General features: G+C 70.8%; 20 protein-coding genes. 7 read left to right on the top strand and 13 right to left on the bottom strand.

Going from position 1 to position 22,971, the window contains the following annotated elements; translation table 11 throughout:
• Positions 1 to 81 precede the first annotated feature (81 nt).
• The 3 genes from CHB84_RS07655 to CHB84_RS07645 all read left to right on the top strand — a co-directional run bounded on the left by CHB84_RS07655 (position 82) and on the right by CHB84_RS07645 (position 2,651).
• Complete coding sequence (locus CHB84_RS07655; RefSeq protein ID WP_089300796.1) at positions 82 to 1,308, top strand: DNA sulfur modification protein DndB; 1,227 nt, start codon at positions 82 to 84, stop codon at positions 1,306 to 1,308.
• A gap of 65 nt (positions 1,309 to 1,373) precedes the next feature.
• Positions 1,374 to 1,994 (top strand): RNA polymerase sigma factor ShbA, encoded by a 621-nt coding sequence (gene shbA, locus CHB84_RS07650; RefSeq protein WP_089300795.1) that lies wholly within the window; start codon positions 1,374 to 1,376, stop codon positions 1,992 to 1,994.
• Positions 1,995 to 2,015: 21 nt separating this feature from the next.
• Complete coding sequence (locus tag CHB84_RS07645; RefSeq protein WP_089300794.1) at positions 2,016 to 2,651, top strand: Rv1352/Rv1906c domain-containing protein; 636 nt, start codon at positions 2,016 to 2,018, stop codon at positions 2,649 to 2,651.
• A 40-nt stretch (positions 2,652 to 2,691) separates the two neighbouring features.
• Here the strand turns inward: CHB84_RS07645 and CHB84_RS07640 are convergent, their stop codons facing one another.
• The 5 genes from CHB84_RS07640 to CHB84_RS07620 form a co-directional block, all read right to left on the bottom strand.
• The gene (locus CHB84_RS07640) at positions 2,692 to 3,195 is read right to left on the bottom strand and encodes a hemerythrin domain-containing protein (RefSeq protein WP_245818612.1); all 504 of its coding nucleotides are present in this window, start codon (positions 3,193 to 3,195) and stop codon (positions 2,692 to 2,694) included.
• 343 nt (positions 3,196 to 3,538) lie between these two features.
• Positions 3,539 to 4,558 (bottom strand): trypsin-like serine peptidase, encoded by a 1,020-nt coding sequence (locus CHB84_RS07635; protein WP_089300793.1) that lies wholly within the window; start codon positions 4,556 to 4,558, stop codon positions 3,539 to 3,541.
• A gap of 212 nt (positions 4,559 to 4,770) precedes the next feature.
• Positions 4,771 to 6,279, bottom strand: coding sequence for a glutamate synthase subunit beta (locus CHB84_RS07630; RefSeq protein ID WP_089300792.1), 1,509 nt, complete (start codon positions 6,277 to 6,279; stop codon positions 4,771 to 4,773).
• Positions 6,272 to 10,858, bottom strand: a complete 4,587-nt coding sequence (gene gltB / locus CHB84_RS07625; RefSeq protein WP_089300845.1) for a glutamate synthase large subunit — start codon at positions 10,856 to 10,858, stop codon at positions 6,272 to 6,274. Before gltB ends, CHB84_RS07630 begins: the two co-directional genes overlap by 8 nt.
• Before the next feature lie 110 nt (positions 10,859 to 10,968).
• A complete protein-coding gene (locus CHB84_RS07620) occupies positions 10,969 to 11,742 on the bottom strand; it encodes a DUF998 domain-containing protein (protein ID WP_089300791.1) in 774 nt (257 codons plus the stop codon).
• 266 nt (positions 11,743 to 12,008) lie between these two features.
• Between CHB84_RS07620 and CHB84_RS07615 the strand changes: the two genes are divergently transcribed.
• Both CHB84_RS07615 and CHB84_RS07610 read left to right on the top strand, forming a co-directional pair.
• The gene (locus CHB84_RS07615) at positions 12,009 to 12,797 is read left to right on the top strand and encodes an SDR family oxidoreductase (RefSeq protein ID WP_089300844.1); all 789 of its coding nucleotides are present in this window, start codon (positions 12,009 to 12,011) and stop codon (positions 12,795 to 12,797) included.
• A gap of 39 nt (positions 12,798 to 12,836) precedes the next feature.
• A complete protein-coding gene (locus CHB84_RS07610) occupies positions 12,837 to 13,907 on the top strand; it encodes an NAD(P)H-dependent amine dehydrogenase family protein (protein WP_089300790.1) in 1,071 nt (356 codons plus the stop codon).
• Here CHB84_RS07610 and lgt read toward each other — a convergent pair.
• The 8 genes from lgt to hisF form a co-directional block, all read right to left on the bottom strand.
• Positions 13,869 to 14,933 carry a prolipoprotein diacylglyceryl transferase gene (lgt, locus tag CHB84_RS07605; protein WP_089300789.1) on the bottom strand — a complete coding sequence of 355 codons (1,065 nt, stop codon included), beginning with the start codon at positions 14,931 to 14,933 and terminating at the stop codon, positions 13,869 to 13,871. The genes CHB84_RS07610 and lgt overlap by 39 nt on opposite strands.
• A 4-nt stretch (positions 14,934 to 14,937) precedes the next feature.
• Positions 14,938 to 15,750, bottom strand: a complete 813-nt coding sequence (gene trpA / locus CHB84_RS07600; protein WP_089300788.1) for a tryptophan synthase subunit alpha — start codon at positions 15,748 to 15,750, stop codon at positions 14,938 to 14,940.
• The gene (gene trpB / locus CHB84_RS07595; RefSeq protein ID WP_089300787.1) at positions 15,747 to 17,042 is read right to left on the bottom strand and encodes a tryptophan synthase subunit beta; all 1,296 of its coding nucleotides are present in this window, start codon (positions 17,040 to 17,042) and stop codon (positions 15,747 to 15,749) included. The genes trpA and trpB overlap by 4 nt, the downstream gene beginning before the upstream one ends.
• Positions 17,021 to 17,830, bottom strand: coding sequence for an indole-3-glycerol phosphate synthase TrpC (gene trpC, locus CHB84_RS07590; protein ID WP_089300786.1), 810 nt, complete (start codon positions 17,828 to 17,830; stop codon positions 17,021 to 17,023). Before trpC ends, trpB begins: the two co-directional genes overlap by 22 nt.
• Before the next feature lie 171 nt (positions 17,831 to 18,001).
• Entirely contained in the window at positions 18,002 to 18,553 is a 552-nt protein-coding gene (locus CHB84_RS07585; RefSeq protein WP_245818611.1) for a Trp biosynthesis-associated membrane protein, read from the bottom strand.
• Entirely contained in the window at positions 18,546 to 20,186 is a 1,641-nt protein-coding gene (locus CHB84_RS07580; RefSeq protein WP_089300784.1) for an anthranilate synthase component I, read from the bottom strand. Before CHB84_RS07580 ends, CHB84_RS07585 begins: the two co-directional genes overlap by 8 nt.
• 97 nt (positions 20,187 to 20,283) lie before the next feature.
• Complete coding sequence (gene hisI, locus CHB84_RS07575) at positions 20,284 to 20,649, bottom strand: phosphoribosyl-AMP cyclohydrolase (RefSeq protein ID WP_089300783.1); 366 nt, start codon at positions 20,647 to 20,649, stop codon at positions 20,284 to 20,286.
• Complete coding sequence (hisF, locus tag CHB84_RS07570; protein ID WP_089300782.1) at positions 20,646 to 21,419, bottom strand: imidazole glycerol phosphate synthase subunit HisF; 774 nt, start codon at positions 21,417 to 21,419, stop codon at positions 20,646 to 20,648. Before hisF ends, hisI begins: the two co-directional genes overlap by 4 nt.
• Before the next feature lie 89 nt (positions 21,420 to 21,508).
• On the opposite strand from hisF, the gene CHB84_RS07565 reads away from it, so the two are divergent.
• Positions 21,509 to 22,225, top strand: coding sequence for an ABC transporter ATP-binding protein (locus CHB84_RS07565; RefSeq protein ID WP_089300781.1), 717 nt, complete (start codon positions 21,509 to 21,511; stop codon positions 22,223 to 22,225).
• A complete protein-coding gene (locus tag CHB84_RS07560; RefSeq protein WP_089300780.1) occupies positions 22,222 to 22,956 on the top strand; it encodes an ABC transporter permease in 735 nt (244 codons plus the stop codon). The genes CHB84_RS07565 and CHB84_RS07560 overlap by 4 nt, the downstream gene beginning before the upstream one ends.
• Positions 22,957 to 22,971 lie beyond the last annotated feature (15 nt).

The following is a 22,971-nucleotide window of genomic DNA, read 5'->3' as shown; positions in this document are numbered from 1 at the left end:
TGTTGACTACGTTCACAGTATCTGTTTAACTAGCGGTTGTTCACGCGTTGCACGAGTTATCCATCGCCGCAGAAGGTCCCCATGTCGCTGACCGTCGACGCCGACCGCATCACCGCAGGCCGCCGCGCCGATACCTATCTCGCTGTGCGCAGCGTGCAGGGTGGCCGCACCGTGTACAGCGCCCGCGTCCCGCTGCTCGACCTGGACAAGATCCTCCCGGTGCCCGACCCCGCCCAGACCGACCCGGACAACCGCCGGGTGGACGCCCGGCACGCGAAGTCGTTCGGCGAGTACCTCACCGCGCACGAGGCGTGGGTCGCCCCCACGCTGCTGGCCCGCGACAACGGCGGATGCGTGTTCCACCCGCTCGACGGCAGCGACGGCACGGTCGGATACCTGGACATCCCCTGGTCGGCAGGAACGGTAGGCGCGCTGTCCACGATCGACGGCCAGCACAGGGTTCTCGGCGTGCGCATGGAAATGCACCGGATCACCGAGGAGATCGACAAGACCGAACGCGACCTCGGCCGGGCCCGTGCCGAGCACCGCGTCCGCGCGCTCGGCGAGAAGCGCGACGCGCTGAAGGTGGCTCTGCAGCGCATCCAGCGGGAAGCGATCGGGCTGGACATCTACGTCGAGCCCGACCCGGTGCGCGCCCGGCAGATGTTCGTCGACGTCGCCGACAACGCCAAGGGCATCTCCACGGCCCTGCGCGCCCGCTTCGACGGTTCGAAGATCGCCAACCGTACGCTCGACCGGGTCATCGACCACGCGCTGCTGCGCGACAAGGTCGATCTCGAGCAGGACCGCATGAGCCGCACCAACGCGCACTTCATCGGCGCCAAGCACGTCGCCGACCTCACCCGCGCCGTCGCCGTCGGCGTCAGCGGCCGCATCAGTCGCAAGCGTGAGGCCTCCCTGTCGGACGAGGCGGTGGTCGAGGCGATGCACTGCTTCCTCGACTGCATCACCACGGCCTTCGACGAGCTCGGGGCACTGGCCGACGGCTCACTGCGCCCCGGCGAGCTACGCGGGCGGTCGCTGCTCGCCGCCGTCGGGATGTTGCGCGTGCTGGCCGGCACGTACCACGAGCTGCGCGCCAAGGACATCGCCGACGGCGACATCACCGCGTACTTCGCCACGCTCGCGCCGCACATGGCCGCCCCGGTCTCCGACGAGGCGATCTGGCGCCGCACGGAAGCCGGCCGCGACTTCGAACCCGACGCGTCCGCTCCGGTGATGCGCACGCAGAACCTGCAGCACCTGGTGTCCGTGATCACCGCCTGGTACCCGGCGGCCCCGCAATGACCGCCGCGACGAGTACCGCACCTGCCACCCCTGTGGCCGCCCCGTCCCGCCGAAAGGTCACCGGTATGTCCGACACCGCGCCGGAGCCCGCATCACCGGACCCGCTCGACGAGCTCGCCGATGCCGCCGCGTCCGGCGATCCCGACGCGTTGGGTGAGCTTCTGGCACGGCTGCGCCCCGTCATCGTGCGTTACTGCCGGGCACGACTCGGTACGGTCTCCCACCGCCACGCCTCCGCCGACGATGTCGCCCAGGAGGTGATGCTCGCCGTACTCGGCTCGCTGAGCCGCTACCGCGCCACCGGGGCAGGCTTTCTCGCCTTCGCCTACGGCATCGCCGCGAACAAGGTCGCCGACGCCCACCGCAGGCGAGCGAGCGACCGCAGCCACCCGGTGGCCGAGCTTCCGGACGTTCCCGGCCGGCACGGCCCCGACCCCGAGCAGCACGCCGAGCGCGTGGAGCTGCATCACCAGATGCGCCGGATGCTGGGCCTGCTCACCGCACAGCAGCGGGACGTGCTGGTGCTGCGCGTGGCGACGGGCCTGAGCGTGGCGGAGACCGCCACCGCCCTGTCCACCACTCCCGGCGCGGTGCGGATCGCGCAGCACCGGGGGTTGAACCGGCTACGTGCCGAACTGTCCAGCGGATCCGGCACGAACTCCTTCCCAGCTGCGCGACTCGACTGACCGAGCACCACGGAGGACACCATGATCGACAACGACCCTGGCAGCACGGGCAGCACCGGTGAAGCCGCACAGCCCGACGAGCCCGAACCTCCGCCCCGGCGACGCCGCCGGACCTGGATCCTCGCCGTACCGGTTACCGCCGCTGTCGCCTTCGGTGCGGGAGTCGGTGCCGCAGCCACCACGAGCATCTTGGATCTCGACGCCACACCTGCCGTGCAACAGCGACTGTCCGAGCTCGACGAGCGCGAGGAAAGCCTCGCCGACCGCGAGTCCCGCCTCGACGACCGGGGAAACGACCTGACGCGCCGGGAGGACAAGCTCGACCGGCGCGACACCGATCTGGACGAGCAAGCCGACCGGCTCGATGCTCGCGAGGCGGAGCTGGACGAACGTGAGGAAGCCGTCGCCGCCGACGAACGCGAGATCGAGGACGGCACGATCCCCGGCGACGGCGTCTGGGTGGTCGGGGACGAGGTCGACCCAGGAACCTACCGCGCCACCGGGGAGGGCAGCGGCTGCTACTGGGCGCGGCTGTCCGACCTCAGCGGCACCGGTCTCCTGGCCAACCACTACGGCTCGGCCAGCGTCACCGTCACCATCCGGGCCGGCGACGCGGCATTCGAGACCACCGGCTGCGGGAAGTGGCGCCGCCAGTAGCCACGACCCGGCCGAGGGGGAGCACCGGGTCGCAGCCTCCTCAGTCGTCCACCCGGTGCTCGGTGCGCCCCACGAGCAACCGCACGTTCTCCACCCGCCCGCAGTTCGTCTCCAGCTGGGCGTCTCGTGCCGTACGGAAGGCCACACCCAATCGGTCCCGCTCCTCCTGGGCCAGTTCGGTCCGCGCGTCGTTGAGCAGGGTCAGCTCTTCCTCGTTGGTGTGGTGATTGACCGTCTCGACCAGCTCTTCGAGCGTGTCGGCGTAGCGGTCACCGTCCAGGTCCTCCAGTTCCAGGAATGCCAGGAGCGCCTTGTTGATCTCGGCGTGTTCCTCCTCGCCGTGCTCGATCTCGTCGTCGCTCGCGGCGCGCCGCTTGCGGAGCTTCGGGTAGACCTCCTGCTCCTCGGCGACAGCGTGCGCGACCAGCAGCGCCGACAGTTCGGCACGCCGTTCCGCCCGGTCCGCCCCTGCGTCACGCAGCCCGCGCATCAGCTCCTCGAACTTGCGGTGATCGGCGAGGATCAGCTCAACGACATCCGACACGGCGACCTCCTCACAGGACCTGACTACGCACCTCAGGCTATCCGTGTCAGGACCCCGGCGCCCACTGCCACGCAGCGAGCGGGTCCGGTACCACCCGGCCGGCCGCCTCCCCTACCCTCCGCCGCGGGTACCGGGCGGGCACACGCGGTCCGGCTCCGGCCAGACCGGGAAGCAGCGCCCGATACGACGTGTCGCAACGCTCAACATCGAATGCCGGAGGGGCCGACACGGTGTGTCGCAATGCCCGACACACTGGGTTGCAGGGGCCGACACGACGTGCTGGAGGCCCCGCCACGGGGTGTCGGGGCCTCCGTTCGTCCAGTCTGTCCTCGGAATCGAGGGGTCAGAAGGTCGAGGCTCGTTCGTAGACCTCCTGGGCCTCGTCCCCGAAGTACGGACCGAACATGGTGCCGGGCAGGAACGCGTAGCCGAAGCTGTTCACCGAGCTCTGCAGGCCGGTGCCGGACTGCTCGTCGAAGTCGAGGAACCACGGACCGCCGCTGGAACCGCCGGTCATATCGCAGTCCATCCCCATGGCGTCGGAGAACAACGGGTCGTCGAACGTGTCGCCGCTGCAGTGGATCAGCTCGCTGCCGTCGTACGGGGAGGCCGCAGGATAGCCGAACGAGTACATGGGCTGACCGCGCTCCTGGTTGAACGCGATGCCCTGACCACCGACGACCTCGGTGAGGCTCTGGCCGTCCTGCTCGTGCACCACGGCAGCGCCGACGTCGTAGTTGATGTCCTCGGACTCGACCCATTCCTGTGTGGCCATGGTCGTCTCGGCAGGCCACTCACCGTACGGGGCGTCGCCGTTGTCGTACCCGGGCACGAAGACCCAGTCGTCGTGCCACTCGCCGCCCATCCGCACGCAGTGTCCCGCCGTGATGACGGTGCTGTTGTTCTCGCTGGTCACCGCGTTGCCACTGCAGGAGGCGTCCTGCCCGTCGACGGTGAAGAACACGCGGCCAGCGGTGCTGGCGACCTCGCCGCCACCTGTCCACGGCTCGCCCGAGGCGGAGCCGAGAACGCCACCGAGACCGGAACCCAGGTCGAGCCGCTTTGTGGCGGGAATCGACACCGGGTCGCCGCCGGTGAGCGAGCCGACGACCTCTCCGAGGCTGATCACATCCCCGCTCTCGGAGACCAGCTGTTCCATGGGTACGGCCTGGCGCATCCTCTCCGCGCTCCAGGACCCGGTGACCTCCTGCGCGGCCGAAACCGTGTCCGCCACGATGTTGATGGCCGCGCCGCCCGCATCGTCGGCTCCGTAGCCGGACGCCGATGCCGGTGCCGCGAACGCGAACGTCGCCAGCGCACCGGATGCGAGCACGGCGACGACCCTCCGGGAAACAAGCCTCATCGCTCACCTCGTCACTGGCCTGCGGCGAAGCCGCGGGCCACATTGCAGGGTATTCGTTAACGGGACCTTATGTACGGTGAACCCGACGGCCCTATGCTCGTGAACCAACTTGCCCCGAATGGAGCAGCGCGTTACTCCACCCGGTCTAGCACTAACGAGGGTAGCCAGCGCGATGTTACGGTTCGCACGCACAACGCTGCCCTCGACCGTAGCTAGACCACCGACAGTGGTAGGGCGGTGGGGTGTACCGGATCCGGCAGCCGCGACTCCCCCGTCAGGTAGCGATCCACCCAGTGCGCGGCCGACCGGCCCTCCGCGATGGCCCACACGATGAGTGAGGCACCACGGTGCGCGTCGCCGCAGACGAACACGCCTTCCGCATCGGTGTGCCAGTCGATCCCGCAGTGCACCGTCCCGCGCGGGGTCCGCTCCATGCCGAGGTCGTCCAGCAGCCGCATCGGCTCCACCCCGGTGAACCCGATCGCCAGCAGCACCAGGTCGGCCGGTAGCCGGATCACCTCGTCGGTGGCCGGGAGCACCTCGCGGTGCCCGGTGTCGGGGTCACGGCGTACCTCCACCTCGCGCAGCTCGATCTCGCGCACGTGCCCGTGCTCGTCCCCGTGGAAGCGGCTGATCCCGACACCGAACCTGCGCTCGCCCCCTTCCTGGTGTGCGGGGTAGGTGCGCAGTATGTACGGCGACGTCGGCCACGGCGACAGTTCTTCGTTCCGCTCGTCGGGCGGGCGCGGGTACTGGTCGAGCTGCGTGACCGAACGCGCGCCCTGCCGTGTGGCCGTGCCGTAGCAGTCCGCTCCCGTGTCGCCGCCACCCACGATCACCACGTGCCTGTCCCGCGCGGTGATCGGGCTCGGGCCGTCGCCCTCACACTCGTGGTTGGCAGGCACGAGGTGCTCCATGGCGAGGTGGATGCCGTCCAGCCCGCGCCCCGGGATGGTCGGGTCGTCCCGCCCGTCGAGCGCTCCCACGGCGAGCACGACGGCGTCGAACCGCGCGCGCAGCTCGGGCACGTCGACGTCGACGCCGACCTCGCAGCCGGTGACGAACTCCGTGCCTTCCGCGCGCAGCTGCTCGAGCCTGCGGTCGATGCGGTGCTTCTCCATCTTGAACTCGGGGATGCCGTAGCGCAGCAGGCCGCCGATCCGGTCGTCGCGCTCGAACACGGTGACGGCATGCCCGGCGCGGGTCAGCTGCTGCGCAGCGGCCAGGCCGGCAGGCCCCGAACCCGCAACGGCGACCCGCTTACCCGTGTGCGTGCCCGGCCGCAGCGGCCGGATGTACCCGCGCTCCCACGCGGTATCCACAATGGTCTGTTCGATCCGCTTGATCGTGACGGGGCCACCGACCTCCGTGGGGATCGCCAGCACGCACCCCGACTCGCACGGCGCGGGGCACAGCATGCCGGTGAACTCGGGAAAGTTGTTGGTCGCGTGCAGCCGCTGGCTTGCCTGCTCCCACTCGCCGCGACGGACGAGGTCGTTCCACTCCGGGATGAGGTTGCCCAGCGGGCACCCCGCGCTGTCCGAGTGGCAGAACGGGATGCCGCAGTCCATGCACCGGGTCGCCTGGGTGGAGACCTCGGCGTTGCGCGTGGCGGGTTCGGGCTCGGCATAGACCTCGCGCCAGTCACGGACCCGCTCGGCGACGTCCCGCTTCGGCGCGTCGGCGCGCGCGTAGCGCAGGAAGCCGGTCGCGTCAGCCACGAGCCGCCTCCATGATCGCCTCATCGACGTCGCGGCCCTGCTCGCGCGCGCGGCGCGCCGCCTCGAGCACCCGCTGGTAGTCACGCGGCATCACCTTGGTGACGGCCGCCGAGCGGCGGGTCCAGTCGGCGAGCACCGCGGCGGCGACCGGGGAGCCCGTCAGGTCCCTGTGCCGCGTGATGATCTCCCGCAGCCACGTGAGGTCCTCCGGTCCCGGCCGCTGCAGGTCGACCATCGCGGTGTTGACCTGCTCCGGGTCGAGGTCGAGCACGTACCCCGCTCCCCCGGACATCCCTGCGGCGAGGTTGCGCCCGCACGGGCCGAGCACCACCGCTCGCCCGCCGGTCATGTACTCGAAGGCGTGGTCCCCGGCTCCCTCGGCGACCACGCTCGCACCGGAGTTGCGCACGCAGAACCGCTCCCCGACCTGGCCCCGCAGGAACACCTCACCCGCGGTGGCGCCGTAGGCGATCACGTTGCCCGCGACCACGTGGTCCTGCGCGCCCGCGCCGGTGAACCGGGTCCCCTCCGGTGGGCGAACGATGATCCTGCCGCCGGACAGTCCCTTGGCGACGTAGTCGTTGGCGTCACCGACGAGGTCAAGCGTGACCCCGGTCGGCAGGAACGCGCCCAGCGACTGACCTGCCGAGCCGGTGAGCGTCACGTGGACGGTCCCCTCCGGCAGTCCGGCCGCCCCGTACCGTCGTGTGATCTCGGCGCCGAGCAGCGTGCCGACCGTGCGGTTGACGTTGCGTACCGGCACGTCGAGCCGGACCGGGTGAGCGTCCTCCAGCGCTGCCTCGCAGAGCTGGATCAGCGTGCGGTCCAGCGCGTGGTCCAGGCCGTGGTCCTGCTCGCGGGTCTTGCGCCGCGATCCGCCGTACGGCCCACGGGCGGGGATCTGGAAGATCGGTGTCAGGTCCAGGCCGTCTGCCTTCCAGTGCGACACCGCATCGTCGGTGTCGAGCATCTCGGCGCGCCCGATCGCCTCGTCCAGGCTGCGCAGGCCGAGCCCGGCCAGCGTCTCGCGCACCTCCTGGGCGACGAATCGGAAGAAGTTCACCACGTGCTCGGCCTGTCCCCGGTACCGGGCGCGCAGGTCAGGGTTCTGCGTAGCCACCCCGACCGGGCAGGTGTCCAGATGGCAGACCCGCATCATCACGCAGCCTTCCACCACAAGCGGAGCCGTCGCGAAGCCGTACTCCTCGGCACCGAGCAGGGCGGCCACCACGACGTCGCGCCCGGTCTTGAGTCCCCCGTCGACCTGCACGGTGATGCGGTCCCGCAGCCCGTTGAGCAGCAACGTCTGCTGGGTCTCAGCGAGCCCGATCTCCCACGGAGTGCCCGCGTGCTTCAACGAGGTCAGCGGCGCCGCACCGGTCCCCCCGTCGTGCCCGGAGATCAGCACGACATCGGCGTGCGCCTTGGACACCCCGGCTGCGACGGTGCCGACACCGACGGAGCTGACCAGCTTCACGTGCACGCGAGCGAGCTCGTTCGCGTTCTTCAGGTCGTGGATCAGCTGGGCCAGGTCCTCGATGGAGTAGATGTCGTGGTGCGGCGGCGGGGAGATCAACCCCACCCCCGGTGTCGAGTGCCGCGTGCGGGCGATCCACGGGTACACCTTGTTCGGCGGGAGCTGCCCCCCTTCGCCCGGTTTGGCCCCCTGCGCCATCTTGATCTGGATGTCGCTGCCGTTGACCAGGTACTCGCTTGTCACGCCGAAGCGCCCGCTGGCCACCTGCTTGATCGCGCTGCGCCGCTCCGGGTCGTACAGGCGGTCGGCGTCCTCACCACCCTCACCGCAGTTGGAGCGCCCCCCGATGCGGTTCATCGCGATGGCCAGCGTCTCGTGCGACTCCGCCGAGATCGCGCCGTAGGACATCCCTCCGGTGCCGAACCGCCGGCAGATCGACTCGACCGGCTCCACCTCCTCGACAGGGATGGGCTCGCGGTCGCTGCGCAGGCTGAACAGCCCGCGGAGCGTGCCGCCCTGCCGCTCGAGCCTGCGCACTTCCTCGGTGTAGGCGCGGTAGGCGCGTTCCCGTCCCGTGCTGCTCGCGTGCTGCAGCAGGAAGACCGTCTCCGGGGTGAACAGGTGCAGCTCCCCGTCCCGCCGGAGGGTGTACTCCCCGCCGCTGTCGAGACCGCGGTGCGCCTGCGTGGCGGGGTCGTCGTGATGGGCGCGCCGGTGACGCGCGGCCACCTCGGCGGCGAGGACGTCGAACCCGACACCGCCCAGTGTGGACCGGGTCCCTGTGAAGTGCTCGTCGAGCACGCCCTGATCCAGCCCGAAGGACTCGAAGACCTGGGCGGCGGTGTAGGCGCCCACCGTGGAGATCCCCATCTTGGACATCACCTTGCGCACGCCCTTGACCAGCGCCTCCATGTAGTTGGCGAGCGCGGTGGCCGTATCCACCTCGGTGATCGCGCCCGAGGCCGCGAGGTCCTCGATCGACTCCAGCGCGAGGTAGGGGTTCACCGCGGCGGCGCCGTAACCGAGCAGCAGCGCGACATGATGCACCTCGCGGGCGTCGCCTGACTCGGCCACCAGCGCCACGCGCAGCCGCTCCTTGGTGCGGATCAGGTGATGGTGCACGGCCGAGACGAGCAGCAGCGACGGGATCGGGGCCTGCGTGCCGGTCGACCCGCGGTCCGAGAGCACGAGGGTCCTGGCCCCGCCTGCGATGGCCTCGGAGGCCTCGGCACAGACCCCGGCCAGCGCCTCCTCCAGCGCCGCTCCCCCGCCGTCGGGATCGTAGTGTCCGTACAGCACGCGGCAGGCGACTCCCGGCAGGTCACCGTCGTCGTTGATGTGCACGAGCTTGGCGAGCTCGTCGTTGTCGATCACCGGGTAGGGCAGCCGGATGTGCCTGCACGACACGGGGCCGGGGGCGAGCAGGTTCTGCTCCGGGCCCATGATGCGGGCCATCGACGTGACGAGCTCCTCCCGGATTGCGTCCAGCGGCGGGTTGGTGACCTGCGCGAAGTGCTGCACGAAGTAGTCGTAGAGCAACCTCGGCCGCTGCGAGAGCACGGCCTGCGGGGTGTCCGTGCCCATCGACCCCACCGGTTCCGCCCCGCTGCTTGCCATGGGGGCGACCAGCATCTTCAGCTCCTCTGTGGTGTAGCCGAAGGTGAGCTGGCGCCGCAGCACCGACTCGTGGCTCGGTACCGCGTGCGGGCGCTGCGGAAGGTCGGCCAGGTGGAGCAGGCCCGCGTGTACCCACTCGCCGTAGGGATGCTGCGCGGCGAGCTCGCCCTTGACCTCGTCGTCGTCGATCAACCGGCCCGCACCGGTGTCGACGAGGAACATCCGGCCAGGGCGCACCCGCCCCTTGGCCACGACGTTCTCCGGGGCGATGTCGAGCACCCCGGACTCGCTGGCCAGCACCACCCGGTCGTCGGCGGTGCGCCACCAGCGCACCGGCCGCAGGCCGTTGCGGTCCAGCACCGACCCGACGACGGTGCCGTCGGTGAACGTCACGCATGCCGGCCCGTCCCACGGCTCGGTGAGGCTGGAATGGAACTGGTAGAACGACCGGCGAGCGGGGTCCATGCCGTCGTCGTTCTCCCACGCCTCGGGGATCATCATCAGCACCGCGTGCGGCAGGCTCCTGCCACCGAGGTGCAGCAGCTCGAGCACCTCGTCGAAGGATGCCGAGTCGGAGCCCTCCTCCGAGCAGATCGGGTAGAGCCGGGAGAGGTCCCCGGGGATGAGGTCCGACTCCAGCAGCGCCTCCCTCGCGCGCATCCGGTTGCGGTTGCCACGGATCGTGTTGATCTCTCCGTTGTGCGCCACGTACCGGAACGGGTGCGCCAGCGGCCAGGAGGGAAAGGTGTTGGTGGAGAACCGGCTGTGCACCAGGGCGATCGCCGAGGCGAACCGAGGGTCGGTGAGGTCGCCGAAGAAGACCGGGAGCTGCTCGGTCGTGAGCATCCCCTTGTAGACCAGGGTCCGCGCGGACAGGGAGGCGAAGTACGTGCCACAGCCGGCGGCCACGCTGTCGTGCTCGACGCGCTTGCGCAGGCAGAACGCCATCCTGTCCAGCTCGATCCCGCTCGCGGGCCGAGCATCGCGCGCAGGGTCGGCAGGGTCGGCAGTCACGAACAGCATCGCGAGGTGCGGCATCACCGAGCGCGCCGTCGGCCCGATGCCCGCGCGGTCCGGCGCCACCGGCACGTCCCGCCAGCCGAGCACCGTGAGCCCCTCGTCGGCCGCCAGGTGCTCGACGAGGGCGACAGCCTCGGCACGCCGCCCGGGATCGGTGGGCAGGAACGCGATACCGGCGGCGTAGCGGTGTGCGCCCCGCCCATCCGGTTCCGGCAGCGCGAAGCCGGCCGTGGCCCGCAAGAACGCGTCCGGGAGCTGGACCAGGATGCCCGCGCCGTCCCCGCTGGCGGGCTCGGCCCCCGCCGCTCCGCGGTGGTCGAGGTTTCTCAGCGCGGTCAACCCGTCGACGACGATCCCGTGATCGGCACGACCGGCGATGTCGGCGACCATCGCCACGCCGCACGAGTCCTGCTCGGCCGCCGGGTCGTAGAGCGCCTGGCGGTCGGGCAGCGCGGAGAAGATCATCTGCCGACCTCCCTCGGCGAGGGTGCCATCGATGTACGAACAGCATGCGGTGACCAGCACGGCCGCGCAAGGCCGCCGGTCGATGTACCCGCACCCACCAGGGCGTCGTGTCAGCCGTCCCGCCCTGCGGGATTGCCCGCACCGTCACCGTCCAGCGGCGCCCCGGAACGGGACACGGCGAACAACCATCCGGCGAGCACGAGCAGCAACACCAGCTCACCGGCGAACAGCAGGCGCTGCAACAGCCCGCCGAGGGCGAGGTTACCGATGGCCGAGACGAGCGACCAGTCCGGCGCGATGTCCGGCAGCCGGGCTGTCAGGTAGGCGAGCGCGAACGCCAGCGTGGTGATCGCTGCCCAGCGCAGTGTGGTCGCCACGCGACGCGGCTGCGGCCCGCCGGACGGCTCGCGCAGGGTCAGCAGCACCGCGAAGGGCAGTGTCACGAACAGCGACGCTCCGGCGACCTGGTGAATCACCCCGGACGCCGACAGGATGCGCGGATCGTCGTCGGTGGGGAACAGCGCAACCAGCACCACCCCGGCGCACCAGGTGTTCATCAGCACCAGCGCCGAGGTGCGGCGCAGCGCGCCCGCTTTGAGCAGGGCCAGCGTCAGTGCCGCGCCTGCGAGCGCCATCTCCAGCAACGCGACCGTGAAACGCACCCGAGCGCCGTCGACGTATGCGTAGTAGCTGATGGCCTCGGCAACGGGATCGAGCTCGGCGGGGAACCGGAACGCGAGATACAGGATCGTCCCGGCGCCGTGCACCGAAGCGAAGATCACCAGCGAGGTCAGCAGCACCATCCCGGTCGAACCGCTGAGTACCCAGCCGCGATCCGGGACGGCGCGCTCCTGCCCGCTCGTGCCCCGATCCTGCCTACTCATCGCTCTGTCGCTCCCCCGAGTGTCGGGCACACGCCCACCAGGGACGTGCACGACAACCCCTCCAGTACCGAAACCCCTCCAGTACCGGCCACCAGCCGCAGCGGCGCTGCGCAGCCCGGCGACGTCCGGGTCACGCACGCCATACGCGAGTACCCGCCCGGCTGTCCGGGCAAGATTACCGCGAACCCCTGACAGGACGCGCGCGAATAAACCGGCCCCAGTCGTTCCGGCGACACGTGAACTAGAACATGTTACAGTCCCTCGGTATGATGATCGATCGCTTCCGCGTCCAGGACCGTGCCGCCGTCGTCACGGGTGCCGGTAGGGGTATCGGCGCCGCGACCGCGGTCGCCCTCGCCGAGGCAGGCGCCGACGTCCTGATCGCCTCCCGCACCGAGTCCGACCTCTCCACGGTGGCCGAGCGCGTCGAGCAGGCAGGCCGCAAGGCACACGTGGTACCCACCGACCTGTCCGACCCCGAGGCAGCAGGAGCGCTCGCCGACGCCGCGCACGAGCGGTTCGGCAGGCTCGACATCGTGGTCAACAACGTCGGCGGCACCTACCCCAAACCACTGCTGGAGACCAGCACCGACTTCCTCGAGGAGGCGTTCCGGTTCAACGTCTCCACCGCGCACGCGCTCACCCGCGCCGCCGTACCGGCCATGCTCGAGACCGGAGGCGGCACGATCGTGAACATCTCCTCGGTCATGGGCCGCGTCAGCGGGCGCGGCTTCCTCGCCTACGGAACCGCGAAAGCCGCGCTGTCCCACTTCACCAGGATGGCCGCCTATGACCTGGCGCCCCGCATCCGGGTGAACGGTCTCGCGGTCGGCTCGGTAGCGACCTCGGCGCTCGATGTCGTGGCGCAGGACGACAACCTCCGCCAGCAGCTGGAGAGCAACACCCCACTGGAACGGATCGGCGAGCCGGAGGAGGTGGCCGCCTCCGCGCTGTTCCTCGCCTCGGACGCGGGCAGCTACATCACGGGCAAGGTGCTCGAGGTCGACGGCGGGCTGCAACGTCCCAACCTCGAGCTCGGGCTGCCCGACCTCTGAGGCGCACACCCACCGGTCCCACGACACCAAGGAGGCAGCATGAGCTATCGCGTCGTGCAGTGGAGCACGGGAAACGTCGGACGGAACACCATCGCGGGGATCGACGCTCATCCCGAGCTCGAGCTCGCAGGCGTGTGGGTCTCCGACCCGGCCAAGGACGGCAAGGACGCAGGCGACCTCGCGGGTCTGCCCCACTCGCTCGGGGTGCCTGCCAGCACGGACGCCGAGACCGTACTCGGCACCGCGCCCGACTGCGTCGTCTACACCGCCATGGCCGACGACCGCATCTCGGAGGCCATCGAGGACCTCACCGGGTTCCTGCGCGCCGGCATCAACGTGGTCTCCAGCTGCCCGGTGTTCCTGCAGTACCCGGACGGTGTCGTCCCGGACGAGATGTCCGGCCCGGTCCGTGAGGCGGCGGCCGAAGGCGGCGCGTCGCTGTGGGTCAACGGGATCGACCCCGGCTTCGCCAACGACTGGCTTCCCCTGGCACTGACGGGCGTGAGCGAGCGGATCCAGCAGGTACGGTGCGCGGAGATCCTCGACTACAGCACCTACGACAACGGCACCGTGCTGTTCGACATCATGGGCTTCGGCAAGCCGCTCGACGACACGCCCATGCTGCTGCAACCGGGCGTGCTGTCGATGGCATGGGGCAGCGTGGTGCGCCAGCTCGCTGCCGGGCTCGACGTCCGGCTCGACAGCGTCGACGAGACCTACGAGCGCCTACCGGCGCCGGAGACATTCACCGTCGACTCGGGAACGATCGAGAAGGGCACCGCTGCCGCGCTCCGTTTCGAGGTGCGCGGCTGGAGTGGCGGCGCACCCGTCTGCGTGCTCGAACACGTCACGCGCCTGCGCTCCGACCTCGGTCCGGACTGGCCCCAGCCCGCAGGCGCAGGCTGCTACCGCGTGGAGGTCACCGGCGAGCCGAACTACACGCTCGACCTCCAGCTGCTCGGCTCGGACGGGGACCACAACACGGCAGGCCTGAAGGCCACCGCCATGCGCCTGGTCAACGCCATCCCCGCCGTGGTGGGGGCGCAGCCCGGCCTGCTGAGTGCGCTGGACCTACCGCTGGTCCCCGGGCGCGGGCTCGTCCGGACCTGACGCCGACTCCGGCTCCCCGGCAGGCTCACCCCGCGCGGAGCCGTCCTGCTCCTCGCCACCAGCGGCGCCGGCGCCCGTGCCCGTCTCCGCGGCCGCGGCGTCCTGCGCCGCGGTGTCTGCCGGGGCAGCTGCCGGGATCCCGGCCGGCGCGAGTAGCGCCGGGTCCTCCCGCGGGCCACGACCGCGGGCCAGGATCATGTACAGCACCGCGCCGAGGAAGACCGCCGTCGCCGTCCACACGTTGATCCGCACATCCAGCACCGGCCGCCACGCCTCGTCCACACGCAACAGCTCGATCCAGAACCGGCCTGCCGTGTAGCCCGCGACGTAGAGAGCGAACGCCCGCCCGTGCCCGAGGCGGAACCGCCGGTCCGCCCAGACCACAAGCACCGCGACACCGAGGCACCACAGCAGCTCGTACAGGAACGTCGGGTGGACAACGGCCAGCGGCGTGGTGTCCACGGCTACACCGTCCACACCGGCCGGTCGCGACGGGTTGTCCGGGTCGACACGCTGGTAGATCTCCAGCCCCCACGGCAGCGAGGTCTCCTTGCCGTAGAGCTCCTGGTTGAAGTAGTTACCGAGCCTGCCGATGCCCTGCGCGACGACGATGCCGGGAGCGACGGCATCCGCCACGGCCGGCAGCGGGATCCCGCGGCGTCGGCAGGCGATCCACGCGCCGACCGCACCGAGCGTGATCGCGCCCCAGATGCCGAGCCCACCATCCCAGATACGCACGATGTCCAGCGGGTCGTTCCCCGCGCCGAAGTAGCGCTGCCAGTCGGTCATCACGTGGTACAGGCGGCCACCGACCAGCCCGAACGGCACGGCGAACACCGCGATGTCGGTGATCAGCCCGCGCTCGCCACCGCGAGCGGCCCACCGCCGCTCACCCCACAGGATGGCGATGACGATCCCGGCGATGATGCACAGCGCGTACGCGCGGATGGGGACCGGACCGATCTCCCATACGCCGCGAACAGGGCTGGGGATGTTCGTATGGAACAGCTGGGCGGCGTACGTCACGGCGTCACCGTAACCCGGAAGGCCGGGCCTCCCCAGCTGAGGGGGCACGTACCCCGTCCGCCAACTCGGCGGCCAGGTCGCGCACCGCGCGCGTGCCGCTGTCGGCCCGGCTCACGAAGGCGGAACCGACGATGACCGCGTCGGCGAACGACGCGACCTCGGCGGCCTGCCCGGCCGACCGGACGCCCAGCCCCACACCGACCGGCAGGTCGGTCACCTCGCGCGCCCTGCCGACCAGCTCGGCCGCACCGGCCCCGACCTGGTCCCGCGCCCCGGTCACGCCCATCACGGCCGTGGCGTAGAGGAAGCCGGTACTGGCCCCTGCCGCACGCTCGATCCGCGCCCGCGACGAGGACGGCGAGATCAGGAATGTCCGGCTGAGCTCGTGCGCGGCCGAGGCGGCGAGCCACTCCTCGGCTTCATCGGGTATCAGGTCCGGGGTGATCAACCCGTGGCCGCCCGCGGCAGCCAGGTCCCTGGCGAACGCGTCGACGCCGTAGCGGTGCACGGGGTTCCAGTAGGTCATGACCACCGCGTGCCCGCCGCGCGCGGCGACGGACTCCACGACCGTGAACACGTCACGGAGCCGGAAGCCGTTACGCAGCGCGGTGCCCGCGGCCGCCTGGATGGTCGGGCCGTCCATCACCGGGTCCGAGTAGGGCACACCGACCTCGACGAGGTCCACACCGCCGTCGATCATCGCGCCGATCAGCTCGATCGAGCCCTCCAGCGTCGGGTAACCCGCGGGAAGGTAGCCGATCAGGCTTCCCCTCTGCTCGGAACGCGCCGCGGCGAACACCGCATCGAGGCCGCTCACGATCGCCCTCCCGTGCCGTGGTCATCGACGTAGCCGAAGTACTTGGCCGCGGTGTCCATGTCCTTGTCGCCCCGGCCGGAGAGGTTGACCACGATCAGCGACCCGGCACCGAGCTCCTGCCCGAGCCGCAGCGCCCCGGCAAGGGCGTGCGCCGACTCGATGGCCGGGATGATGCCCTCGGTACGCGACAGAAGCTGGAACGCGTCCATGGCCTCGGCGTCGGTGGCGTAACGGTACTCGGCTCGACCGGTGTCCTTGAGCCAGGCGTGCTCGGGGCCGACCCCCGGGTAGTCGAGCCCGGCCGAGATCGAGTAGGCCTCGATCGTCTGCCCGTCGTCGTCCTGCAGCAGGTAGGACCGCGCGCCGTGCAGCATGCCGGGTGAACCGCTCGTCAGCGTGGCGCCGTGCGCGCCGGAGTCGATGCCGTGACCACCCGCCTCGACACCGACCAGCCGCACACCGGGGTCGTCCCGGAACCCCTGGAAGATCCCGATCGCGTTGGAGCCACCTCCCACGCACGCGGCCACGGCGTCCGGCAGCCTGCCGGTCGCGTCCAGGATCTGCCGCCGCGCCTCCTCGCCGATCACGGCATGGAAGTTGCGCACCATGACCGGGAACGGGTGCCCCCCGGCCACCGTGCCGAGCAGGTAGTGCGTGGTGTCCACGTTGGTGACCCAGTCGCGCAACGCCTCGTTGATCGCGTCTTTGAGGGTTCGCGACCCCGTGTTCACCGGTACGACCTCGGCGCCGAGCAGCCGCATCCGCGCGACGTTGAGCGCCTGCCGCTCGGTGTCCACCTCCCCCATGTAGATCACGCAGTCGAGGTCCAGCAGCGCGCAGGCGGTGGCGGTCGCGACACCGTGCTGGCCGGCCCCGGTCTCGGCGATCACCCGCGTCTTGCCCATCCGCTTGGTCAGCAGCGCCTGGCCGAGCACGTTATTGATCTTGTGCGAGCCGGTGTGGTTGAGGTCCTCGCGCTTGAGGAAGATCCGCGCCCCGCCCGCGTGCTCGGCGAACCTCGGAGCCTCGGTCAGCAGCGAGGGGCGGCCGGCGTAGTTGGCCAGCAGGTCGTCGAACCGCTCGCCGAACTCCGGGTCCTGGCGCGCCTTGTCGTACTCCGCGGCCAGCTCGTCGAGCGCGCCGATCAACGCTTCCGGCAGGAAACGCCCACCGTACGGGCCGAAATGCCCCCGGTCCGTCGGATCGTGCTGCTGGCCGGTGCCCTCGCCGGAGGGCGCGCTCGCTCTCCCGGTGCCGCCGTCCCGCTCGGTCACCGGCTCGGCCTCGGGCATGCCGGATGGGATCCGGCTGTCACCAGCTGCACCAACGCGCCCTTCGGATCCTCTGCGGTGACCAGCCCTTCCCCCACGAGCACGGCATCCGCGCCGTGCCCTGCGTAGGTCATCAGGTCGCGCGGGCCGCGCACACCGGACTCGGCGATCTTGAGGACCTCGGCGGGCAGGCCGGGAGCCAACCTGCTGAACGCGTCCCGGTCCACTTCGAGCGTGTGCAGGTTACGCGCGTTGATGCCGATCACCTTGGCGCCTGCCTCCAGCGCCCTGTCGGCCTCCTCGGCGTTGTGCACCTCGACGAGCGCGGTCATACCGAGCGACTCCACCCGGTCCAGCAATGCCGCCAGCGCGTTCTGCTCCAGTGCGGCCACGATCAGTAGCACCATGTCCGCACCGTGCAGGCGCGCCTCGTGCACCTGGTACGGGCTGACGATGAAGTCCTTGCGCAGCAGCGGGACATCCACCGCGTCGCGCACGGCTGCCAGGTCCGACAGCGACCCGCCGAACCGGCGCTGCTCGGTGAGAACGCTGATCACTCGCGCGCCCGCGTCCGCGTAGTCCGCGGCGAGCGCGGCGGGATCGGTGATCGCGGCGAGCTCACCCTTCGACGGGCTGTTGCGCTTGACCTCGGCGATGACGCCGATACCTGGCTCGCGCAGCGCGACCATCGCGTCGCGAGGCTCGGCAACGTTGGCCGCCTTCTGCTTGAGCTCGTCGAACGGCAGCGCGGCCTCTCGCTCGGCGAGGTCCTGCCGCACGCCGGCGACGATGTCATCGAGAACGCTCACGGCACCTCATCCACGGAAAGTTGCACACGGCCCGGCCGTGCTGGCAACGCGACCTTCGTATCAGCGTCACTGCCGCCTGCACCACTGCTGATAGCTCACAAAAACTGTCCTTCCCGCCCACAAGATGCTAACCCGCGCGCCCACACCGGCAGAGTGCGGGGTCGGGCGGCGTCACCGCGTGTCCGTGGTCGGATCGTCACCTGCGGACAGGGCATCCCACAGCTCGGCGTCGGGGTCGGAAGCGGCGGCGCGCTCGGGCGCACGGGAGTACCGGGTCCCCATCGCAGGCATCCGGTCGGCGGCGACGGCACCGGCGACGCCTGCCGTGGTGACCAGCAGCCCTCCCGCCAGTGCCAGGCCGTGCCCGAGCAGCACGGTGGATATGTCCAGTGCCCCTGCCACACCGAGCGCGCAGGTGGCCAGCCCCGCCAGCACGAGCACGCCGCTGAGCACCCGGCGCGCCCAGCCGGACGTCGCGAGCACGCCCGCGACGCCGGCGAGCGCGAGGACCGCCAGCGGCAGCAGCGCCGGTACCGCATCGGCCCCCGTCTCGGTCTGCTCGACCATCGCCGCGGGACCGTGGCCTGCTCGCTCCTCGCCCCACCGCTGCCGCGTGGACAGCCAGATCGCGCCCGACCCGACGACGAGCCCGAGCACGACCAGCCAGAGCGCACGTGCCGACCGTGCCGGACGCCCCCGGGGGTCGTTGCCTCGCTCAGGCACGGCTGCCTCCGCGCGCCGTGTCGGCCACGGCAGGCTCGGCAGGCGCGGCCGCATCTGCCGGCTCGCCGTGTCCGCCCTGCCCGTACGGCCGGGGCGGGGACATCGTCTCCGCGGCAGCGACCGCGGCCAGCACGGTGCGGGCCTTGTTCAGCGACTCGTTGTCCTCGTACTCCGGGCTGGAGTCGGCGACGACCCCTCCCCCTGCCTGCACGTACGCGACCCCGTCCCGCATCAGCGCGGTACGGATCGCGATCGCCGTGTCGGCGTCACCGGCGAAATCCAGGTAGCCGACCACGCCGCCGTACAGGCCCCTGCGCGTCGGTTCCAGCTCATCGATCAGCTCCATGGCCCGCACCTTCGGGGCTCCGGTCAGCGTGCCTGCCGGGAAGCACGCGGCCACCGCGTCGACGGCGGTCGCACCGGCATCCAGCTCCCCGGTGACCGTGGAGACGATGTGCATCACGTGGCTGTAGCGCTCGATGGAGAAGGAGTCGACCACGTGCACCGTGCCCGGCTTGCACACCCGGCCGAGATCGTTACGGCCGAGGTCGACCAGCATGAGGTGCTCCGCACGCTCCTTGTCGTCGGCGAGCAGGTCCTTGGCCAGCATCGCGTCCTCGTCCGGGTCCTCGGCCCGCCAGCGGGTACCCGCGATCGGATGCGTCGTGGCGCGCCCGTCCCGGACGGTCACGAGGGATTCCGGGCTCGAACCGACGATGTCGAAGGCGATCTGGTCGCCGTTGGAGTCGAAACCGTCCAGCCGGAGCAGGTACATGTACGGGCTGGGGTTCGACGTGCGCAGCACCCGGTACACGTCCAGCGCGTCGGCCCCGGTGGCCATCTCGAAGCGCTGGGACGGCACGATCTGGAAGGCCTCACCCGCGTGCACGGCCTCCACCGCCCTGCGGATGGCGTCGTGGTAGTCCTCGGGCGTGCGGCGGCGGTGGAACTGCGGCGCGGGCCGGTCGAAGGTGGCCGCTGTGGGCGGGGTCGGCTGGGCCAACGCCGCGCTCATCTCGTCGAGCCGTGCGACCGAGTCGTCGTAGGCCGCGTCCACCCGCTCGGGCGAGGCATCCCAGTTCACCGCGTTCGCGATCAGGGTGACCGTACCCTCGTGATGGTCGTACGCGGCCAGATCGGTGGCGAGCAGCATGATCAGCTCGGGGATGCGCAGGTCGTCGCGGGCGTGCTCGGGCAACCGTTCCAGCCACCGCACCGCGTCGTAGCCGATGTAGCCCACCATTCCCCCGGTCAGCGGCGGCATGTCCGGAAGCGGTTCGCTGTGCAGCTCCTCCACCGCCTCGCGCAACGCGCTCAGCGGGTTGCCACCCGACGGCAGGCCGACAGGGGGGTGGCCCAGCCATGTGGCCTCGCCGTCGTGCACCGTCAGCGCCGCGGGACTGCGCACCCCGACGAACGACCACCTGGACCAGGACTCGCCGTGCTCGGCGGACTCGAACAGGAACGTACCCGGCCGGTCGGCCGCGAGCTTGCGGTAGAGCCCGATCGGCGTCTCGGCGTCGGCAAGCACCGTGCGCACCACGGGGATGACCCTGCGCTCGCGCGCCAGCGCGCGGAACTCCTCCCTGCTCGGCCTGACCGAACCCAGGCCTGCCCTGCCGGAATGCACCATGCGCGCAATTGTGCCCGGCAGCGCGCGGTACGTGACGGCCGGGATCGGCCCGACGCGACGGCCCGGCGCGGCGGATACCGCGGTGTGCCCGGGCGGGTCACGGCCCGTCGTCGGCGAGCAGCAGGCGGTCGGCACCGTCGAAGCAGGTGCGCTCGCCGGTGTGGCACGCCGGCCCGGTCTGCTCGACACGTACCAGGACCGTGTCGCCGTCGCAGTCGACACGCACCTCGCGGACGGTCTGGGTGTGCCCCGAGGTCTCTCCCTTGACCCACAGCTCACCCCTGCTGCGCGAGTAGTACGTGGCCCGCCGGGTCACCAGGGTCCGGTGCAGCGCCTCGTCATCCATCCAGGCCATCATGAGCACGTCCGAGGTGTGGTGGTCGACGGTGACGGCGGCGACCAGACCGTCGGCGTTGCGTTTGAGCCGGGAGCCGATCTCGGGGTCGAGTCCGGACGTAGTCACCTGACCTCGATTCGTTGTTCGCGCATGGCCTCTTTGACGTCACGCAGCGTCAGTTCCTTGAAGTGGAACACGCTCGCGGCCAGCACCGCGTCCGCGCCCGCGTGCACCGCGGGGGCGAAGTGCTCGGCCGCACCCGCCCCGCCACTGGCGATGACCGGTACACCCACCGCGGCGCGCACCGCGCGGATCAGCTCGACGTCGAACCCGTTCTTGGTGCCGTCGGCATCCATCGAGTTCAGCAGGATCTCTCCCACGCCGAGCGCCTCGCCGCGCTCGGCCCACTCGACGGCGTCGATGCCGGTCCCACGCCTGCCGCCGTGTGTGGTGACCTCGAACCCCGACGCGGTGGGTTCGGATCCCTCCGGGACCCGTCGCGCGTCGACGGACAGCACGACGCACTGCGCGCCGAACCGTTCGGAGGCCTCGCGCAGCAGCTCCGGTCTGGCGATCGCCGCCGTGTTGATGCTGACCTTGTCCGCCCCGGCACGCAGCAGCCGATCGACGTCGGAGCTGCTGCGCACGCCGCCGCCCACGGTCAACGGGATGAAGACCTGCTCGGCGGTCCGACGTACCACCTCGTAGGTCGTCTCCCTGTCACCCGAGGACGCGGTCACGTCCAGGAACGTGAGCTCGTCGGCACCTTCGGCGTCGTACACGCGAGCCAGCTCCACCGGATCACCGGCGTCGCGCAGGTCGGTGAAGTTGACTCCTTTGACGACGCGACCGGCGTCGACGTCGAGACACGGGATGACCCTGACCGCCACGGACATGCCCCCAGCCTACGGGGTGGGTGATCGCGGGCCGTGCTTGTGTCGGCCCCTCCTTGTGTCTGCCCTGCCGAGCCAGGATAGTTCAACGCATGATGAATTATTCCGTTGCAGTGGACCGGCTGCACGTCGAACGCGGCGGGCGCGAGGTCGTGCGGGGCGTCAGCTTCGGGGTCGAGCCCGGCACGGTCACCGGGCTGCTCGGCCCGAGCGGGTGCGGCAAGAGCACCCTGATGCGATCCGTGGTCGGTGTGCAGATCATCCGGGCAGGCCGGGTCACGGTGCTCGGTCACGATGCAGGGACCAGGGCCGTGCGCGGCAGGGTCGGCTACGCCACGCAGGACCCTGCGATCTACCCGGACCTGACGGTGGCCGAGGCGCTGCGGTACTTCGCAGACATCGTGCGCGCCCCGGCGTCCGACGTGTCCAGGGTCATCGGTGAGGTCGGGCTGCGCGATCACGCGGATGCGCTCATCGGCAGGCTGTCCGGCGGCCAGCACAGCAGGGCCAACCTCGCCGTGGCGCTGCTCGGCGACCCCGAGGTCCTCGTCCTCGACGAACCGACGGTCGGCCTCGACCCCGTGCTGCGGGACGAGCTGTGGGAGCTGTTCACCCGGCTGGCCGCAGCCGGCACGACACTGCTCGTGTCCAGCCACGTGATGGACGAAGCCGCGCGGTGTCACCGCCTGCTGCTGATGCGTGACGGCGCCCTGCTCGCGTCCGACACCCCGCAACGCCTGCGCGAACGTACCGGGGAGTCCGATCTCGAGCGAGCGTTCCTCCGGCTCATCCAGGAGGTCACGACATGAATCCCGTGCTCGCCCTCTCCACCGCGCGGCGCATCCTCACGCAGCTACGCCACGACCGGCGCACCGTGGCGATGCTGCTTCTCATGCCGTCGATCCTCATGGTGCTGCTGCGGTACGTCTTCAACAGCGAGGCGGCCTTCGACCGGTTCGGGCCTGCGCTGCTCGGCATCTTCCCGTTCGTGATGATGTTCCTGGTCACCTCGATCACGACGCTGCGGGAGCGCACCACGGCGACCCTCGAGCGGCTGATGGCGCTGCCCATGGGCAAGCTCGACCTGCTGGCCGGCTACGCCGTGGCGTTCGGCGCGCTCGCGCTCGTCCAGGTATCGATCGTGACGGCGGTCTCGCTCACCTGGTTGGGACTGGACCTCGCGGGGTCGGTGTGGATGCTGTTTCTGATCGCCGTGCTCGACGCGGTGCTCGGCATGGCGCTCGGCCTGTTCGTCAGCGCGTTCGCCAGGACGGAGTTCCAGGCGATCCAGTTCATGCCGGTCGTCGTGATGCCGCAGCTCCTGCTGTGCGGGCTGTTCGTACCCCGCGACGAGATGGCTGTGCTGCTGACGTGGCTGTCGAACGTGCTGCCGCTGTCCTACGCCGTCGACGCGATCACCGCGGTCACCGGGACCGCGACCGTGCAGGCCGGCCTGCTGCGCGACATCGGTGTCGTCGCCGGGTTCGTCCTGCTCGCGCTCGCGCTCGGCGCCGCGACGCTGCGCAGGAGGACACCGTGAGTTCCAGTAGGGTGG

The sequence above is a fragment of the Haloechinothrix alba genome, from assembly GCF_900188115.1.
Taxonomy (GTDB): domain Bacteria; phylum Actinomycetota; class Actinomycetes; order Mycobacteriales; family Pseudonocardiaceae; genus Haloechinothrix; species Haloechinothrix alba.
Note: the sequence above shows the minus strand (reverse complement) of the source record. Positions and strands in the feature narration are given on the sequence as shown.

What these genes read in the sequence shown, in the direction of transcription:
- CHB84_RS07620 (WP_089300791.1), bottom strand. Translation starts at nt 11,742, where the DNA reads ATGAGTAGGCAGGATCGGGGCACGAGCGGGCAGGAGCGCGCCGTCCCG.
- trpB (WP_089300787.1), bottom strand. Translation starts at nt 17,042, where the DNA reads ATGCCCGAGGCCGAGCCGGTGACCGAGCGGGACGGCGGCACCGGGAGA.
- CHB84_RS07610 (WP_089300790.1), top strand. Translation starts at nt 12,837, where the DNA reads ATGAGCTATCGCGTCGTGCAGTGGAGCACGGGAAACGTCGGACGGAAC.
- CHB84_RS07635 (WP_089300793.1), bottom strand. Translation starts at nt 4,558, where the DNA reads ATGAGGCTTGTTTCCCGGAGGGTCGTCGCCGTGCTCGCATCCGGTGCG.
- gltB (WP_089300845.1), bottom strand. Translation starts at nt 10,858, where the DNA reads ATGATCTTCTCCGCGCTGCCCGACCGCCAGGCGCTCTACGACCCGGCG.
- CHB84_RS07565 (WP_089300781.1), top strand. Translation starts at nt 21,509, where the DNA reads ATGATGAATTATTCCGTTGCAGTGGACCGGCTGCACGTCGAACGCGGC.
- hisF (WP_089300782.1), bottom strand. Translation starts at nt 21,419, where the DNA reads ATGTCCGTGGCGGTCAGGGTCATCCCGTGTCTCGACGTCGACGCCGGT.
- CHB84_RS07560 (WP_089300780.1), top strand. Translation starts at nt 22,222, where the DNA reads ATGAATCCCGTGCTCGCCCTCTCCACCGCGCGGCGCATCCTCACGCAG.
- shbA (WP_089300795.1), top strand. Translation starts at nt 1,374, where the DNA reads ATGTCCGACACCGCGCCGGAGCCCGCATCACCGGACCCGCTCGACGAG.
- CHB84_RS07615 (WP_089300844.1), top strand. Translation starts at nt 12,009, where the DNA reads ATGATGATCGATCGCTTCCGCGTCCAGGACCGTGCCGCCGTCGTCACG.
- CHB84_RS07645 (WP_089300794.1), top strand. Translation starts at nt 2,016, where the DNA reads ATGATCGACAACGACCCTGGCAGCACGGGCAGCACCGGTGAAGCCGCA.
- CHB84_RS07655 (WP_089300796.1), top strand. Translation starts at nt 82, where the DNA reads ATGTCGCTGACCGTCGACGCCGACCGCATCACCGCAGGCCGCCGCGCC.
- CHB84_RS07580 (WP_089300784.1), bottom strand. Translation starts at nt 20,186, where the DNA reads ATGGTGCATTCCGGCAGGGCAGGCCTGGGTTCGGTCAGGCCGAGCAGG.